Here is a 16114-nt window from a genome sequence, read left to right as displayed (position 1 = left end):
CGCCCTGGGCTCGGCCCATGCCCCCGCGGGCCGCCCTTATGCGGGGGGGGGGCCTGTGGTGTTGGCCGGTTGTCACACCATGGGCAAACGGGGGGGGGGGGGGGGCCCGCCCCCACCCCCCCCGACGTACTCAGTCCGGGTACTCAGAAGGCCGAGACGCCCGTCAGCGCGCGCCCGATGACCAGCTTCTGGATCTGGCTGGTGCCCTCGTAGAGGGTCATCACGCGGGCGTCGCGCAGCAGCTTGCCGGCCGGGTACTCGTCGATGTAGCCGTAGCCGCCGAAGACCTGGAGGGCGTTGTTGGCGGCGCGGACGGCGGCCTCCGAGGCGAACAGCTTGGCCTTGGAGGACTCGACGGCGAAGGGCTGCCCGCGGTCGATCAGGTCGGCGACGCGCCAGGTCAGCAGCCGGGCCGCGTCCACGTCGAGGGCGATGTCGCTGATCAGCTCCTGCACCAGCTGGTGATGGGCGATGGTCTTCCCGAACTGCTCGCGCTCGCCCGCGTACCGCACGGCGGCGTCCAGGGCGGCCTGGGCGATGCCGACGCAGCCGGCCGCGACCGACATCCGCCCCTTGGCGAGCGCCGACATGGCGACCGAGAAGCCCTTGCCCTCGGGGGCCAGCATCGCGGAGGCGGGGACGCGGACGTCCTGAAGGACCAGTTCGGCGGTGGCCTGGCCGCGCAGTCCGAGCTTGCCGTGGACGGTGCGGCGGGTCAGCCCGGGGGTGTCGGTGGGCACGAGGAAGGCGGAGACGCCCTTGTGGCCGGGGGCGTCGGTGGAGCGGGCGAAGAGCAGGACGACGTCGGCCCAGGTGCCGTTGGTGATGAACATCTTGGTGCCGTTGACGACGTAGTCGTCGCCGTCGCGGACCGCGCGGGTGGAGAGGTTCCCGGCGTCCGATCCGGTACCGGGCTCGGTCAGGCCGAAGCAGCCGACGTACCCGCCGGAGGTCAGCCCGGGCAGCCAGCGGCGCTTCTGCTCCTCGTCCCCCCAGGCGGCGATCGTCTTGGCGACCAGGCCGAGGGAGACGGAGACGATGCCGCGCACGGAGCTGTCGCCCCGGCCCAGCTCCTCCGTCACCAGACAGTACGCGAGGTGGTCGCCGCCGCTGCCGCCGTACTCCTCGTCGACGGTGAGCCCGAGGAAGCCGACCTCGCCGAGCTTCTTGACGAGGGACCGGTCCACCTCCTCGGCACGGTCCCAGGCGACGACGTGGGGGGCGATCTCGCGCTCCACGAAGTCCCGGGCGAGCCGCCGCACGGCGGTCTGCTCCTCGCTGAGCTCCAGGTTCATGACGGGTACACCCCACAGAAGACGGATCCGGACAGGCGCCTCTTGAAAGCCGGACATTTAAATTAGCGCTGCTAGTTTATGGCCGCAGCCCTACTATGTGCGCCATGGCCCGACCGCGCAAGCCCCTGCTCAGCACCGACCGGATCATCGAGACGGCCCGCGCGCTGGTGGACGCGGAGGGCCTCGCGGCCGTCTCCACGCGCCGGCTCGCGGCGGAACTGGGGGTCAGCGGACCCTCGCTCTACAACCACTTCCGCACCAAGGACGAGATCCTGGAGGCCGTCGCCGACTCGGTCAGCGCGCAGGTCGACCTGTCGATGTTCGAGGACGGCCGGGACTGGCGGACCGCGCTGCACGACTGGGCCGTCTCCTACCGGGCGGCCCTGCGCGACCACCCCAACATCGTCCCGGTGCTGGCCCACGGGCCCGGCCGCCGCCCGGCCGCGCTGCGCCTCGCGGACGCCGTCTACGGCGCGATGGTCGACGCGGGCTGGCCGCCGGCGCAGGCCACGTCCATCGGCGCGTTGATGCGGTACTTCGTCATGGGGTCCGCGCTCGGCTCCTTCGCGCGGGGCTTCCCCGACGACGCCGGTGCCTACGACCCCGCCGACTACCCGCACCTCGGCAAGGCGCACCTGCTCGCCGAGCAGCAGGAGAAGATCGACGAGCGGGCCTTCGAGACCGGGCTGACGGCGCTGCTGGACGGGCTGGCGCTGCAGTACGAGCAGGCGGGCCGGACCGCCTGAGGACACTTCGGCCGGCGCCGAAGCGTCCGTGTCCCATCCTGGACGCATGACCGACAAGGACGGTGAAGCACCCGGGCTCGCCCGGCTCGCGGGGCTGCTCGCCGACGAGACCAGGGCCGCCTGCCTGCTGGCGCTGCTCGACGGGCGGGCGTGGACCGCCGGCGAGCTGGCCCGGCACGCGGGCGTCGCGGCGTCGACCCTGAGCGAGCACCTCGGCAAGCTCGTCGCGGGCGGCCTGCTCGCCGAGGAACGGCAGGGGCGGCACCGGTACGTGCGGCTCGCCGACGAGCGGATCGCGCATCTCGTGGAGGACCTCGCCGCGCAGGTCGCGCCCGAGGCGGCGACGCGGCGCCCGCGCACCCTGCGCGCGTCGAGCGCCGGGTCGGCGATGGCCCGCGGGCGCACCTGCTACGACCATCTCGCCGGGCGGCTCGGCATCACGGTCACCGACGCGCTGACCGGGCGCGGGCTGCTGCGCCAGGACACCGGCTTCGCCCTCACCGACACGGGGCTCGACTGGTTCGACGCCGCCGGGATCCGCCTGGACCGCACGAGCCGCCGGCCGCTGGCCCGCGCCTGCCTGGACTGGACCGAACGCCGCCCCCACCTCGCGGGCGTCGCGGGCGCGGCCCTGTGCCGGCACGCCCTGGACTCGGGCTGGTGCGTGCGCATCGGCTCGGAACGGGCGGTGAAGGTGACGCCGGCCGGCGAGGACGCGCTGTCCGGGCTGCTGGGCATCGACCCGGCACTGCTGCGCTGAGCGCGCGGGCGCCCCGTCCGGAATCCGCCGGTCCCCCGCCCCCTTCCTGCCTAGCCTCTGGAGCATGATGAGCACCGCCCCGACCCGCCGTGCCGGCCTTCTCGCCGCCGGCGCCGCCACCGTCACCGTCGTCCTGTGGGCCTCCGCCTTCGTCTCCATCCGCAGCGCGGGCGAGGCGTACTCGCCGGGCGCGCTGGCGCTCGGGCGGCTGCTGTCGGGCGCGCTGACGCTGGGGGTGATCTGCCTGGTGCGCCGGGAGGGGCTGCCGCCGCGGCCGGCCCGGCGGGGGATCGCGATGTCCGGGCTGCTGTGGTTCGGCTTCTACATGGTCGCCCTGAACTGGGGCGAGCAGCAGGTGGACGCCGGCACGGCCGCCCTGGTGGTCAACGTCGGGCCGATCCTCATCGCGCTGCTCGGCGCCCGTCTGCTCGGCGACGCGCTGCCGCCGCGGCTGCTGCTGGGGATGGTGGTGTCGTTCGCCGGTGCGGTGACCGTGGGCCTGTCGATGTCCGGCGAGGGCGGCTCCTCGCTGTTCGGGGTGGTGCTGTGCCTGCTGGCGGCCGTGGCGTACGCGGGCGGGGTCGTCGCGCAGAAGCCCGCGCTGGGGCATGCGAGCGCCCTCCAGGTGACGACGTTCGGGTGCCTGGTCGGGGCGGTGCTCTGCCTGCCGTTCGCCGGGCAGCTGGTGCGGGAGGTGGCGAAGGCGCCCGCCTCCGCGACGCTCGACGTGGTCTACCTGGGCGTGTTCCCGACCGCCCTGGCGTTCACGACGTGGGCGTACGCCCTGGCCCGGACGACCGCCGGCCGCATGGGCGCGACGACGTACGCGGTGCCCGCCCTGGTCGTGCTGATGTCGTGGCTGGTGCTGGGCGAGGTGCCCGGACTGTTCACGCTGGCGGGCGGGGCGCTGTGCCTGGCGGGCGTGGCGGTGTCGCGGTCCCGCGGGCGCGCGGCGGCGGCCCAGGAGCCGGACGGGGCTCCTGAGCCGCGCCGCGAGGACGCGGGCCGGCGTCGGGGTGTGTCCGACCCGGCGGCCTGGGACGGCAGGACCTAGTGCCGCGACAGGCGACGTCCGCCCCGTCGCGACGCCCGGCACGCTCCCCCGGAGGGGGTGCCCCCGCTCGCCGCACCGGCCGGAAGCCCGAACACGTCCGGTACGAGGGCTTCCGGCCGGCACTCCCCCAGCCTCCGGCCGGGGGGACCCCCGGAGCACGCACCGGACGCCGCTCCTCACCGGGCGAACGTCGCCTGCCGCGGCACTAGAAGACCACCAGCGCCCGGCCGCCCTTGCCCGCCATCATGTTGTCGAAGGCGGCCGGGATGCCGTCGAGGGCGATGCGCTCCGTGACCAGGGCGGCCAGGTCGAGGCGGCCGGCGCGGACGTGGTCGGCCAGGACCGGAAGGTCGCGGGCCGGGTCGGCGTTGCCGTAGACGCAGCCGGACAGGGTGCGGCCCCAGTGGAAGATCTCCAGGGCGTTGAAGGTGACCTGCTGGTCCTTGCCGCCGATGCCGACGACGGTGGTGCGTCCGCCGCGCCGGGTGGATTCCCAGGCGGTGCGGATGGTGACGGCCCGGCCGACGCACTCCACGGCGACGTCGACGCCCTGCTTGCCGGTGAGAGCGCGGATCTCGCGGGCGGTGGTGTCGGAGGCGATCAGGTAGTCGGTGGCGCCGGCGGCGCGGGCCAGCTCCTCCTTCTCCGGGGAGACGTCGACCGCGACGATCATCGACGCCCCGGCGATGCGGGCCGCCTGGAGGGTGGCGAGACCCACTCCCCCGACGCCGAACACGGCGACCGTCTCGCCCTCGCGGACCTTCGCCGCGTGGTGGACGGCGCCGTACCCGGTGAGGACGGCGCAGCCGAGCAGCGCGGCGTCGGTGAGCGGGATGCCGTCCGGGGCGGGCAGGACGCAGGACGCGGACACGACCGTCTCCTCGGCGAACGCGGCGACGTTCAGGCCGGGGTGCAGGTCGGTGCCGTCGTCGGCGCGGCGGGCGTGGACGTTCGCGGCGCCGGCCAGGGCGTTCGCGCACAGCCACACCTCGCCGAGCGAGCAGGGGTGGCAGGCGCCGCAGGAGGGCGCCCAGTTGAGGACGACGCCGTCGCCGGGCGCGACGTGCGTGACGCCCTCGCCGACGGCGAGGACCGTGCCGGCGCCCTCGTGGCCGAGGACGGCGGGCAGCGGCACGCGCATGGTGCCGTTGGACAGGGACAGGTCGGAGTGGCAGACCCCGGCGGCGGCGAGCCGCACCCGGACCTGGCCGGGGCCGGGCTCGGGCAGCTCGATCCCGGTGACCTCCAGCGGGGCGCCGACGGCGGGTACGACAGCGGCGCGGATGACATCACGGACGGCCATGACGTGGGCAACTCCCCTGTTCTAGAACTGGAGGGACTTGGTCTGGAGGTACTCGGTGAGGCCGTGCAGGCCCAGTTCGCGGCCGACGCCGGACTGCTTGTAGCCGCCGAAGGGGGCCAGCGGGTTGAAGCGGCCGCCGTTGATGTCGACCTGGCCGGTGTCCATGCGGCGGGCGAAGGCGACCGCCTCCGCCTCGTCCCCGGCCCAGACGGCGCCGGCGAGGCCGTAGACCGTGCCGTTGGCGATCCGCAGGGCGTCCTCCTCGTCCTCGTAGCGCAGGACGCACAGGACGGGGCCGAAGATCTCCTCCTGGGCGACGGCCATGTCCTCGGTCACGTCGGCGAAGACGGTCGGGCTGACGAAGTACCCCTGATCGCGCGGGGCTTCGGGGCCGCCCGCCACCAGACGCGCGCCCTCGGCGACGCCCTTCTCGATGTAGCCGCGGACCCGCTCCCGCTGCTTGGCGTTGACGAGCGGGCCGATCCGGTCGCCGTACTTCGCGGCGGCCTCGGCGGCGAGCGCCACGGCCTCGTCGTACTGGTCGCGGTGGACCAGCATGCGGGTCCAGGCGCTGCACGTCTGGCCGGAGTTGGACATGACGTTGGCGACGCCGACGTTCACGGCCCTGGCCAGGTCGGCGCTGGGGAGGATGACGTTGGCGGACTTGCCGCCGAGCTCCAGGGCGACCTTCTTGACGGCGGCGCCGGCGATCGCGCCGATGCGGCGGCCGACGGCGGTGGAGCCGGTGAAGGAGACCAGGTCGACGTCGGGGTGCTCGGCCAGGGCCTGGCCGGCGACCGGGCCGAGACCGGTGACGAGGTTGAAGACGCCCGCCGGGACGCCCGCCTCGTGCACCGCCTCGGCGAAGAGCCGGGCGGTGAGCGGGGTGTCCTCGGCGGGCTTCAGCACGACCGTGCAACCGGCCGCGAGCGCCGGGGCGACCTTGGCGACGATCTGGTGGAGCGGGTAGTTCCACGGCGTGATGGCGCCGACGACGCCGACCGGCTCGTGGTGGACGACGGAGTTGCCGACCTTCTCCTCGAAGGCGTACGTCGCCGCCAGCTCGGCGTAGGAGCCGGCGACGGCGATGGGGGCGGCGGCGTGCACAGCCTGCGAGAACTTCAGCGGCGAGCCGAGTTCGGCGGTGACGGTCTCGGCGATCTCGTCCTTGCGGGCCACCAGGACGTCCCGCAGGGCGGCCAGGCGCGCGGCGCGCTCGGCGGGCGGGGTGGCGGCCCAGCCCGGCAGCGCGGCGCGGGCGGCCCGTACGGCGGTGTCGACGTCCAGGGCGGTGCCGGCGGGGACCGTGCCGATCACCTGCTCGTCGGCCGGGTTCACCACGTCGATCGTGTCCCGGCCGTCGGCGGGCCGCCAGGCCCCGTCGATGTACATGCCGTCGTGTGCCTTCATCGCGTTCCCTCCGGGCGGGCGTCGTCGTCCGGCCCCAAACTAGCGCCGATAGTTTTACGGCACCAGGGGCGGCCACCATGGTGGCGCGGTTCGTCTTCCCGGAGGGCCGGATCCCGACGGATCACTCCTGCGTGCCGGGGCGGACCCGGAGCGCCTGGTGGTCCAGACACAGCGGTTCGGGCGGGCGCAGGTACTGCTTGCCCAGGCTGATGGTCATCGCGCCGTCGAGCGGGGCGCGTACGAGGCCGCGCAGCGGGTTGATGCGGGGGATGCCGATCGGACCGGCGCGATCCGGACGACGGCCCCTAGTCCCGCGGCAGGCGACGTTCGCCCGGTGAGGAGCGACGTCCGGTGCGTGCTCCGGGGTCCCCCGGCCGGAGGCTGGGGGCGTGCCGGCCGGAGGCTGGGGGCGTGCCGGCCGGAGGCTGGGGGCGTGCCGGCCGGAGGCCCTCGTACTGGACGCACGCGGGCTTCCGGCCGGTGCGGCGAGTGGGGGCACCCCCTCCGGGGAAGCGTGCCGGGCGTCGCGACGGGGCGGACGTCGCCTGTCGCGGCACTAGGCGTCCCCGGCGCCGCCCCCGCTCGGGCTGCCGCCCGCGTGGCCGCGCGAGCGCCCCGCGGCCCGCACCAACTCGCCCGCCGTCAGGGTCACGGCGGCGACCGCCCGGACCCAGCGGGGGCCGCCCCGGGCCGCCCGCACGACGCAGACGCATCCGCCGACGACCAGCAGCAGGACGCCGGTTACGACAAGTACGGCCATGGCTGTTCCCCCGATTCCCGTGTGGTGGCCGTCATCATCCCCCGTGGACCGGCGGGTCCTCGCGGCGGCCACCACCCTGGTGTGCCGTACGACGCGGCGGACGGCCCCGGTCGGCGCTGTCGGCGGACGTGCGGTCGGACGCCGGCCCGGCCGGGGAGCGCAGGGCGACGCCGGAGGAGAGCAGGAGCAGGGCGCCGAGCATCACGAAGGGCGCGGCCACGCCCGCGACGCCGGCGATCAGACCGGCCGCGGCGGGCGCGGCGACCTGGCCGAGGCGGTTGCCGGTCAGGCGCAGGGCGAGGGCGGTGGAACGGGCCCCGTCGGGGGCCGCCTGGACGACCGTCGTCATGGACAGCGGCTGGCCGACGCCCAGGCAGAAGCCGAGGACGACGAGCATCACGCCCAGCGCCCACACCGGCACCGGCAGCGCGACGCCGGCGCACAGCACCGCCGCCAGCAGACAGGTGACGGTGAGCAGGAGGGTGCGGCCGAGCAGGCGCAGCAGGGGCGTGAGCACCAGCCGGCAGGCGATCGTGGCCGCGGCGCGCAGGCTGAGCAGGACGCCGATCACCGCCGGGGAGATGCCCCGGTGTTCGCCGACCACCGGCAGGTAGGCGGTGAGGACGTCGGTCGCGGACAGCACCGACAGGCTGATCAGGATGCCCGCGGGTACGCCCCGGGCCCGCAGGATCCCCGCCACCGGGATCCGCGGCCCCGGTTCCTTACGGGACTTGCCGGCCGTCGGGTGCTCTATGCGCCACAGCGACGTGAACGCCACCGCCGCGCCGGCGCCCGCCACGACCAGGGCGAGCGCGCTGGTGCCGGCCATGTCCCGGCCGCCGATCAGGGCGCCCGCCGCGACGGGCCCGACGAGCTGGCCGAGCGAGGCGCCGATGGTGAAGTGGCCGAAGTTGCGGTCCTGTTCGTGCGGCGCGGACTGGCGGGCGACCAGCGACTGGGCGCCGATGACGAAGCAGAGGTGGCCGAGGCCCATGACACCGCTCCACAGGGCCATCGCCCACAGGGAGCCGGCGATGCCGCTCAGCGCGCAGCCGCCGGCGATCAGGACGACGCCGACGGGCAGCAGCGGGGCACAGCGGCCGTGGTCGGTGCGGCGGCCGAGCGGCACGGCGGCGAACAGCGGCAGCAGCGCGTACACGCCGGCGATGACGCCGACCGCCCGCTCGTCGGCGCCCAGGGCGAGGGCCCGGTAGGAGACGGCGGGCCGGGCCATCGACACCGCCCCCTGCGCGAAGCCGAAGGCGATGACGAGGCGGAGCAGCCAGCCGCGGTTCCCACCGGGCCCCATGGTCGTGTCCTTTCCCGAATACTGGCCCGGCTCGTCGGGGAGCCGGGCCGGCGGTCAGATGATGCCGAACAGGATGCCCGCCGCGAGGATCACCAGGCTGGTGAGGACCGCCCACTTCACGACGAACCGGGTGTGGTCGCCGAACTCGACCTTGGCCATGCCGACCAGGACGTAGACGGCGGGGACGAGCGGGCTGGACATGTGCAGCGGCTGGCCGACGATCGAGGCGCGGGCGATCTCCAGCGTCGACACGCCGTGCGCCTGGCCGGCCTCGGCGAGCACCGGCAGGACGCCGAAGTAGAAGCCGTCGTTCGACATGAAGTAGGTCAGCGGCAGGCTGAGCAGGCCGGTGACGAGGCCCATGTGCGGGCCCATGCCCTCGGGGATGGTGTCCACCAGCCAGTTGGCCATGTGGTCGACCATGCCGGTGCCGGTGAGGACGCCGGTGAAGACGGCGGCGGCGAAGACCATGCCGGAGACGTTGAGGACGTTGTCGGCGTGGGCCGCGATGCGGGCCTTCTGGTCGGGGATGTGCGGGAAGTTCACGGTGAGGGCGAGCGCGGCGCCGATCAGGAACAGCACCGGGATCGGCAGCAGTTCCATGATCATGGCGGTCAGCAGGGCGACCGTGAGCAGCGCGTTGAACCAGTACAGCTTGGGGCGCAGGGTGGCCCGGTGCGGGTCGAGGCCCTGGAAGTCGTCGTCCGCCGCGTCGTCCCGGCCGGCCGGGCCGCCGGAGCCCACGGACGCCTTGCCGGCGTCGGCCGCCGCGCCGGCGCCGACCAGCACCGTCTCGGTCTCGTCCTCCCGCACCAGCACCTCGTCCAGCGTCAGGGTGCCGAGCCGCCGGCGCTCGCGCAGACCGAGGACGTAGGCCAGGGCGACGACCGCGACCAGGCCGACGGCCAGGGCGGGGATCATGGGCACGAAGATGTCGGTGGCGTCGACCTTCAGCGCGGTGGCGGCGCGGGCGGTGGGTCCGCCCCAGGGCAGGGTGTTCATCACGCCGTTGGCCATCGCGGCGACACCGGTCATCACGACCAGGCTCATCTTCAGGCGCTTGTACAGCGGGTACATCGCCGAGACCGTGATCATGAAGGTGGTCGAGCCGTCGCCGTCCAGGGAGACGATCGCGGCCAGCAGCGCCGTGCCGACGACGATGCGCATCGGGTCGGCCTTGCAGAACTTCAGGATCGCCCGGACGATCGGGTCGAACAGCCCGACGTCGATCATCACACCGAAGTAGACGATCGCGAACATGAGCATCGCCGCGGTGGGGGCGAGGCTGGACACGCCGTCGATGACGTAGTCGCCGAGCTGGGCGCCCTTGCCGACGAACACGCAGAACAGCGCGGGGATCAGCACGAGCGCCGCGATCGGCGACATCTTCTTCATCATGATCAGGACCAGGAAGGTCGCGATCATGGCGAAGCCGAGGATGGTCAGCATGAGTGGATACCTAACGTTCGCCCTTGAACATCCCACCGGGGCAGGCGGTGCGAGCGACGTTAGGGGGCGCGAAGCCGCGTTAACAAGACGTTGACATGCGAGCAATAAGCGCAGAACTCCAGGTCACGGCTTTGCTCGGCGCACGGTCGGGTCGGAGTCGGGTCGGCGCCGGGGCACGGGGGCGAGTTCGACGGGCACGCCGTTGAGGACCGCGTTGCCCGAGAGCGGGTCCAGCAGGCGGCCGTCGAGGAGCTGGTTGACGTTGACCCCGGGGTCGCCGGCGGCATGGGTGAGGCGGGTGCCGGGGCGGTCGTGGCCCCAGCCGTGCGGGAGGCTGACCACGCCCGGCCGGACGGTGTCGGTGACCTCGGCGGGGGCGGTCACCTCTCCCCCGGCGCCCTTGACGCGCACCGCCTCCCCGTCCCGCACGCCGAGCCGGGCGGCGTCGTCGGGATGGACGTGCAGGGTGCAGCGGTTGGAGCCGCCGGTGAGGGCGGGGACGTTGTGCATCCAGCTGTTGTTGGACCGCAGGTGGCGGCGGCCGACCAGGACGAGCCCGGCGGGGCGCTCGGCCATGAAGCGCCTCAGGCGTGGCAGGTCGGCGGCGATCGGTTCGGGCAGCAGCTCCACCTTGCCGCTGCGGGTCTTCAGCGGCTGCGGCAGGCGCGGGCGCAGCGGGCCGAGGTCGATGCCGTGCGGGTGGGCGAGCAGCCGCTGGAGCGACAGCCCGTCGGGGCGGGCGCCGAAGCCGTCGCCGTAGGGACCGAGGCGCAGCATCATGTCGAGGCGCCGTTCGGGGCCGTCGACGCCGGTGAGGCGGGCGGCGAGGTCGTGCGGGTCGCGTCCGTGCACGGGTGAGTGCGGGTCCCGTACGGCCTTGCCGAGGGTCTGCTCGATCACCAGGGCGTCGACGGCGGCCGGGTCGGCGCCGTGGCCGCCGGTGGCGGCGAGGATCAGCCGGGCGAGGATCTCGGTCTCGGCCATGCGGCCGGGTTCGAGGGGGACGGCGGGGCGGGTGTAGCGGACCTGGTTGCGCACGGCCAGGGTGTTGAAGGCGAAGTCGTGGTGCGGGCTCTGGGCCGGCGGGGGCGGCGGCAGGACGACGTGGGCGTGGCGCGAGGTCTCGTTCAGGTACGGGTCGACGCTCACCATGAAATCGAGCGAGGCCAGCGCCTTGTCGAGCCGGTCGCCGTCGGGCGCGGACAGGACGGGGTTGGCGGCGATCGTGATCAGCGCGCGGACCGGCTCGCCGTCGTCGGTGGCGGTGTCGATCTCCTCGGCGAGGGCGGACAGCGGCAGCTCGCCCTTCGCCTCGGGGTGTCCGCTCACCCGGGAGCGCCAGCGGCCGAGCGCGAAGCCGTGGCCGGGTCCGGCGGGGCGCGGGGTGCGGTCGGTGGCGGCCTGCGGGAAGAGGGCGCCGCCGGGCCGGTCGAGGTTGCCGGTGAGGACGTTGAGGACGTCCACGAGCCAGCTGGCGAGGGTGCCGTGCGGGACGGTGCAGCTGCCGATGCGGCCGTAGACGGCGGCGGTGGGGGCGGCGGCGATTTCACGGGCGAGGATACGCGTCGTGGCGGCGTCGACGTCGCAGGCGGCGGCGACGGACTCCGGGGTGAAGTCCCGCAGGGCGTCGGCGAGTTCGGTGACTCCCTCGACGTACGGGGCGAGAGCGCCGAGGTCGGCCAGGCCCTCCTCGAACAGGACGTGGGCCATCGCGGCGAGGAGCAGGGCGTCGGTGCCGGGGCGGATCGCCACGTGCCGGTCGGCGAGCTTCGCGGTGCGGGTGCGGCGCGGGTCGACGACGGTGAGGGTGCCGCCGCGCGCCCTGAGGGCCTTGAGCCGGCCGGGGAAGTCGGGCGCCGTGCACAGACTGCCGTTGGACTCCAGCGGGTTGGCGCCGATCAGGAGCAGGTGGCCGGTGCGGTCGAGGTCGGGCACGGGGATGGCGTTCGCGTCGCCGAAGAGCAGCCCGCTGGAGACGTGCTTGGGCATCTGGTCGAGCGTGGAGGCGGTGAAGAGGCTGCGGGTGCCGAGCGCGCCGAGCAGGACGGACGGGTAGAGGGCGCCGGCCACGGTGTGCACGTTGGGGTTGCCGAGGACGATGCCGGCGGCGTGCGGTCCGTGCCGTTCGACGACGGGGCGGATGCCCGCGGCGACCGCGTCGAACGCCTCCTCCCAGCCGGCCTCGCGCAGCTCGCCGCCTCGGCGCACCAGGGGCGCGCGCAGCCGGTCGGGGTCGGAGTCGAGGGCGCCGAAGGAGGCGCCCTTGGGGCAGACGAACCCGCGGCTGAAGACGTCGTCGCGGTCGCCGCGGGCGGCGGTGACCCTGGTGCCGTCGACGGTCAGGGTCAGGCCGCAGGTGGCCTCGCACAGGGGGCAGATACGCAGGGCGGTGCGGGACACGGGTCCTCCCGGTGGGCGGCGGTGACGCGCGGACGTGAAACCTCGCGGCGAGCATACCGACCGGTAGGCATGGTGAGGAGGCCCGGGGAGAACCCGGGGAGCGGCGGCCTCCCCGTATGTCAGTCGAGCACCCGCCCCAGATACGCCGCCAGCAGCTCCCGGGCCTCCTCGATGATCGCGGCGTCGCCGTCCGGCGCCATCCGGAAGGCGAGCTGGACAAGGGTGTCGGCGGTCTCCACGGCGACCAGGAAGGTGCGGCGCAGCGTGTCGTCGGGGCGGCGGCCGAGGTGCCCGGAGAGCAGCTCGGTGATCCGGTCGGCGACGCGGTGGTTGGGCTCGAAGTGGCGGCCGCCGACCGGTATCTGGTTGCCGAAGTCGACGAGGGAGAAGCCGGGCGCGGTCCGCTTCATCGCCAGGTACTCGTCGAGCACGGCGTCGAGGGCGACGCGCCAGCCTCCGTCACCGGCCTCGGCCAGCCGTTCGGTCACGCGCTCGGCGTAGCGCTCGAGGTTGCGCTGGGCCAGCGCGTCGGCCATCTGCCGCTTGTTGCCGAAGAAGCGGTACACCGAGCCGATGGGGACGCCGGCGCGCTGGGCCACGGCCCGGGTGCTCAACGCGTCGTAGCCGACCTCGTCGAGGAGGACGGCGCAGGCGTCGAGGATCCTGGTCAGCCGTTCGGCGCTGCGCCGCTGCACGGGGGCACGACGGAGCGGGGTCGCGGGGGGTACGTGCATCATGATTCCTTTCCGCCGCGGCCCGGAGAACCGTGGCCTCCGGTGCCCGGGCGGGCAGCGGCGCCGGGCGGGACCTCGTCCTCACGGAGCGCCGGCTCCGTGGCCCCGGTCGGCTCCGCGCCCGAGGCCGTGATGTCCGCCGTGCTCTGCACCGGCTCGCCGTCGACGGCCCAGACGGTGCCGTCGTCGGCGTACAGGCGCGCGGTGACGTGATGGGTGCCGCGTGGGACGAACCCGGCGGTGAGGCGGTACCGCGGGCCGCGCAGGCGGGTGACGAGGTCCCCGTCGACGAAGAGGTGCGCCATGCCGCGGCCGGCCACCGCCGTCGCCGCCGAACCCTCCGGTGAGAAGCGGAAGTCGCGGACGGCCAGACGCACGTCCCAGCTGCCGTCGGCGGTGGGCTGCACCTCGATGCCGACCTCGGGCGCGCGCCCGGCGTCCGCCTCCCGGTAGCGGTGGCCGTCCTCGTCGGTGCGGGCGAGGAGCCTGCCCGCCGACGAGGGCGACGCACCGGCCCCCGGCTCTTCCGCATCACTGGAGCCGCAGCCCGCGGATCCGGTCAGCAACAGGACACAGACCGCGAGCGCGGCGACTGTTCCCCGCGTCCACGACATGCCGGGAGAGTAGAACACCGGTCCGGCGCTCCGGATCCCCCCGGGGTCCGGTTCCGGTCATCACCCCGGTGGGAAGGACCGGGTCCGCTCGCCCTCTTGCGCCCGGGAAACCGCAATCCTACGGTGTGGCATAGGAATCAGACGGCGAGGGAGCTATCCATGAGCGGGGACGCGCGGAAGACCGCGGAGGGCCTGACCTACCTGTCCGGTTTCGGCAACGAACACAGTTCCGAGGCCGTTCCGGGCGCCCTTCCCGAAGGCCGGAACTCGCCGCAGCGGGCGCCCCTCGGGCTGTACGCCGAGCAGCTCAGCGGCACGGCCTTCACCGAGCCGCGGGCGCACAACCGGCGCTCGTGGCTGTATCGCATCCGCCCCTCGGCCGCGCATCCGGCGTTCACCCGGACGGGCAACGGCGCGATCCGCACCGCCCCGTTCACCCAGTGCGTGCCGGACCCCAACCGGCTGCGGTGGGACCCGCTGCCCGAGCCCGACGCCGGGACGGACTTCCTGGCGGGCCTGTGGACCCTCGGCGGCAACGGCGACGCGACCCAGCGCACCGGCATGGCCGTGCACCTGTACCGCGCCAACGCCTCCATGGAGCGCGTCTTCGGTGACGCCGACGGCGAGCTGCTGATCGTCCCGGAGCGCGGCGGACTGCTGCTGCGCACCGAGTTCGGGCCGCTGCACGCCGAGCCGGGTCATGTGGCGCTGATCCCGCGCGGGGTGCGCTTCCGCGTGGAGCTGCTCGACGCCGAGGCCCGCGGCTACGTCTGCGAGAACTACGGCGCCCCGTTCCGCCTGCCCGACCTCGGCCCGATCGGCGCCAACGGCCTCGCGAACGCGCGGGACTTCAAGGCGCCGGTCGCCGCGTACGAGGACGACGAGAGCACGACGGGCCCGGTGGAGGTGGTCAACAAGTTCTGCGGCAACCTCTGGTCGGCCGTCTACGACCACTCCCCGCTCGACGTGGTCGCCTGGCACGGCAACCACGTGCCGTACGTCTACGACCTGCGCCGCTTCAACGTGATCGGCACGATCTCGTACGACCACCCCGACCCGTCGGTCTTCACGGTGCTCACCTCCCCGTCGGACACCCCGGGCCTCGCGGGCGTCGACTTCGTGGTCTTCGCGCCGCGCTGGCTGGTGGGTGAGGACACCTTCCGGCCGCCGTACTTCCACCGGAACGTGATGAGCGAGTACATGGGCCTGATCGAGGGCGCCTACGACGCGAAGACTTCCGGTCCGGGGGGCTTCGTGCCGGGCGGCGGATCACTGCACAACATGATGTCGGCGCACGGCCCGGACCGGGAGACGTTCGACCGGGCGAGCGCGGCCGAGCTGAGGCCGCAGAAGATCGACGACGGGCTGGCGTTCATGTTCGAGACGCGGTGGCCGGTGAGCCTCACGCCGCAGGCGGCCCGCGCCGAACACCTGCAGCAGGGTTACGACGACGTCTGGCAGGGTCTCGAGCGTCACTTCCGCCCCTTGCACTGAGGTTTCCCCTACCGGTACGGATGGCCCGTGACCTCCTTCGCCCCGGACTCCATCGTCCTGAACCGCAAGCTGCCGCTCTGGTACCAGGTGTCGCAGTCGCTGCGCGCCTCGATACTCGGCCGCTCGCCCCGGGATCCGCTGCGCCTGCCCACGGAGGAGCAGTTGGCCGGCCACTACGGGGTGAGCGTGCTGACCATGCGGCAGGCGCTCAAGGAGCTGGAGGACGAGGGGCTGATCACCCGCCACCGCCGGCGCGGCACGTTCATCGAGCCGCACGTCAGGCGGGGCGCACCGGTACGGCTGCTGGGCTCGGTGGACGCCATCGTGGCCCAGCAGTCCGGCATGAAGGCCGAGCTGCTGGACCACGGCACCGCTCCCGTACCGCCCGAACTCGCCGAGTACTTCCCGGACCTCGCCGAGGCGGCCACGTACCACCGGCTGCGCTGCGACGAGAAGACCGGCGAGCCCACCAACCACGCCCGCAACTGGATCCGGCCCGAACTGGCCGCCCGCATCGACCCGGGCGACCTCGCGCACCGGCCGATGACCAAGGTGCTGCGGGACGTGGTGGGCATCGGCATCAGCCGGATCACGGACACCGTCGAGGCCCGGCTCGCGGACCCGGAGACGGCACGGCTGCTCGAAGTCCCGCTGCTCAGCCCGATCCTGCACTACACGGGCATCACGTACGACCCGGCGGGACGGGTGCTGGACGTGGCCGTCATCCACTACCGGGGGGACCGTTTCTCCTTCACGGTCACCCTGGACGCCACCTGAGGCCGTGGC

At 74.0% G+C, this 16114-nt stretch carries 14 protein-coding genes; 5 read left to right on the top strand and 9 right to left on the bottom strand.

The window, feature by feature from the left end:
• Positions 1 to 143: 143 nt before the first annotated feature.
• Positions 144 to 1295 (bottom strand): acyl-CoA dehydrogenase family protein, encoded by a 1152-nt coding sequence (locus ACIRFH_RS26900; RefSeq protein WP_403525866.1) that lies wholly within the window; start codon positions 1293 to 1295, stop codon positions 144 to 146.
• 104 nt (positions 1296 to 1399) lie between these two features.
• On the opposite strand from ACIRFH_RS26900, the gene ACIRFH_RS26895 reads away from it, so the two are divergent.
• The 3 genes from ACIRFH_RS26895 to ACIRFH_RS26885 all read left to right on the top strand — a co-directional run bounded on the left by ACIRFH_RS26895 (position 1400) and on the right by ACIRFH_RS26885 (position 3855).
• Positions 1400 to 2041, top strand: coding sequence for a TetR/AcrR family transcriptional regulator (locus tag ACIRFH_RS26895; RefSeq protein ID WP_403525864.1), 642 nt, complete (start codon positions 1400 to 1402; stop codon positions 2039 to 2041).
• Between the two features lie 46 nt (positions 2042 to 2087).
• Complete coding sequence (locus tag ACIRFH_RS26890; RefSeq protein WP_403525861.1) at positions 2088 to 2801, top strand: ArsR/SmtB family transcription factor; 714 nt, start codon at positions 2088 to 2090, stop codon at positions 2799 to 2801.
• A gap of 67 nt (positions 2802 to 2868) precedes the next feature.
• A complete protein-coding gene (locus ACIRFH_RS26885; protein WP_403525876.1) occupies positions 2869 to 3855 on the top strand; it encodes a DMT family transporter in 987 nt (328 codons plus the stop codon).
• 205 nt (positions 3856 to 4060) lie between these two features.
• Here ACIRFH_RS26885 and ACIRFH_RS26880 read toward each other — a convergent pair whose 3' ends face one another.
• From ACIRFH_RS26880 to ACIRFH_RS26845, 8 genes are all read right to left on the bottom strand, one after another.
• Positions 4061 to 5158 (bottom strand): Zn-dependent alcohol dehydrogenase, encoded by a 1098-nt coding sequence (locus tag ACIRFH_RS26880; RefSeq protein WP_403525858.1) that lies wholly within the window; start codon positions 5156 to 5158, stop codon positions 4061 to 4063.
• 21 nt (positions 5159 to 5179) lie between these two features.
• Complete coding sequence (locus tag ACIRFH_RS26875) at positions 5180 to 6568, bottom strand: aldehyde dehydrogenase family protein (RefSeq protein ID WP_403525855.1); 1389 nt, start codon at positions 6566 to 6568, stop codon at positions 5180 to 5182.
• A gap of 556 nt (positions 6569 to 7124) precedes the next feature.
• Positions 7125 to 7328 carry a hypothetical protein gene (locus ACIRFH_RS26870; protein ID WP_403525852.1) on the bottom strand — a complete coding sequence of 68 codons (204 nt, stop codon included), beginning with the start codon at positions 7326 to 7328 and terminating at the stop codon, positions 7125 to 7127.
• A 34-nt stretch (positions 7329 to 7362) separates the two neighbouring features.
• Positions 7363 to 8637, bottom strand: coding sequence for an MFS transporter (locus ACIRFH_RS26865; RefSeq protein ID WP_403525849.1), 1275 nt, complete (start codon positions 8635 to 8637; stop codon positions 7363 to 7365).
• Positions 8638 to 8691: 54 nt separating this feature from the next.
• Positions 8692 to 10086: a CitMHS family transporter gene (locus tag ACIRFH_RS26860; RefSeq protein WP_403525846.1), complete on the bottom strand. Its 1395-nt coding sequence runs from the start codon at positions 10084 to 10086 to the stop codon at positions 8692 to 8694.
• A 123-nt stretch (positions 10087 to 10209) separates the two neighbouring features.
• Positions 10210 to 12486, bottom strand: coding sequence for a molybdopterin oxidoreductase family protein (locus ACIRFH_RS26855; protein WP_403525843.1), 2277 nt, complete (start codon positions 12484 to 12486; stop codon positions 10210 to 10212).
• Positions 12487 to 12605: 119 nt separating this feature from the next.
• Positions 12606 to 13223 (bottom strand): TetR family transcriptional regulator, encoded by a 618-nt coding sequence (locus ACIRFH_RS26850; protein ID WP_403525840.1) that lies wholly within the window; start codon positions 13221 to 13223, stop codon positions 12606 to 12608.
• Positions 13220 to 13834 carry a hypothetical protein gene (locus tag ACIRFH_RS26845; protein WP_403525837.1) on the bottom strand — a complete coding sequence of 205 codons (615 nt, stop codon included), beginning with the start codon at positions 13832 to 13834 and terminating at the stop codon, positions 13220 to 13222. Before ACIRFH_RS26845 ends, ACIRFH_RS26850 begins: the two co-directional genes overlap by 4 nt.
• A 159-nt stretch (positions 13835 to 13993) precedes the next feature.
• Here ACIRFH_RS26845 and hmgA point away from each other — a divergent pair, with 159 nt between their 5' ends.
• Together hmgA and ACIRFH_RS26835 are read left to right on the top strand one after the other, a co-directional pair.
• A complete protein-coding gene (gene hmgA, locus ACIRFH_RS26840) occupies positions 13994 to 15328 on the top strand; it encodes a homogentisate 1,2-dioxygenase (protein ID WP_403525834.1) in 1335 nt (444 codons plus the stop codon).
• A gap of 27 nt (positions 15329 to 15355) precedes the next feature.
• Positions 15356 to 16105, top strand: coding sequence for a GntR family transcriptional regulator (locus tag ACIRFH_RS26835; protein WP_403525831.1), 750 nt, complete (start codon positions 15356 to 15358; stop codon positions 16103 to 16105).
• Positions 16106 to 16114 lie beyond the last annotated feature (9 nt).

The organism is Streptomyces sp. NPDC093586, assembly GCF_044764905.1.
Classification (GTDB): domain Bacteria; phylum Actinomycetota; class Actinomycetes; order Streptomycetales; family Streptomycetaceae; genus Streptomyces.
Note: the sequence above shows the minus strand (reverse complement) of the source record. Positions and strands in the feature narration are given on the sequence as shown.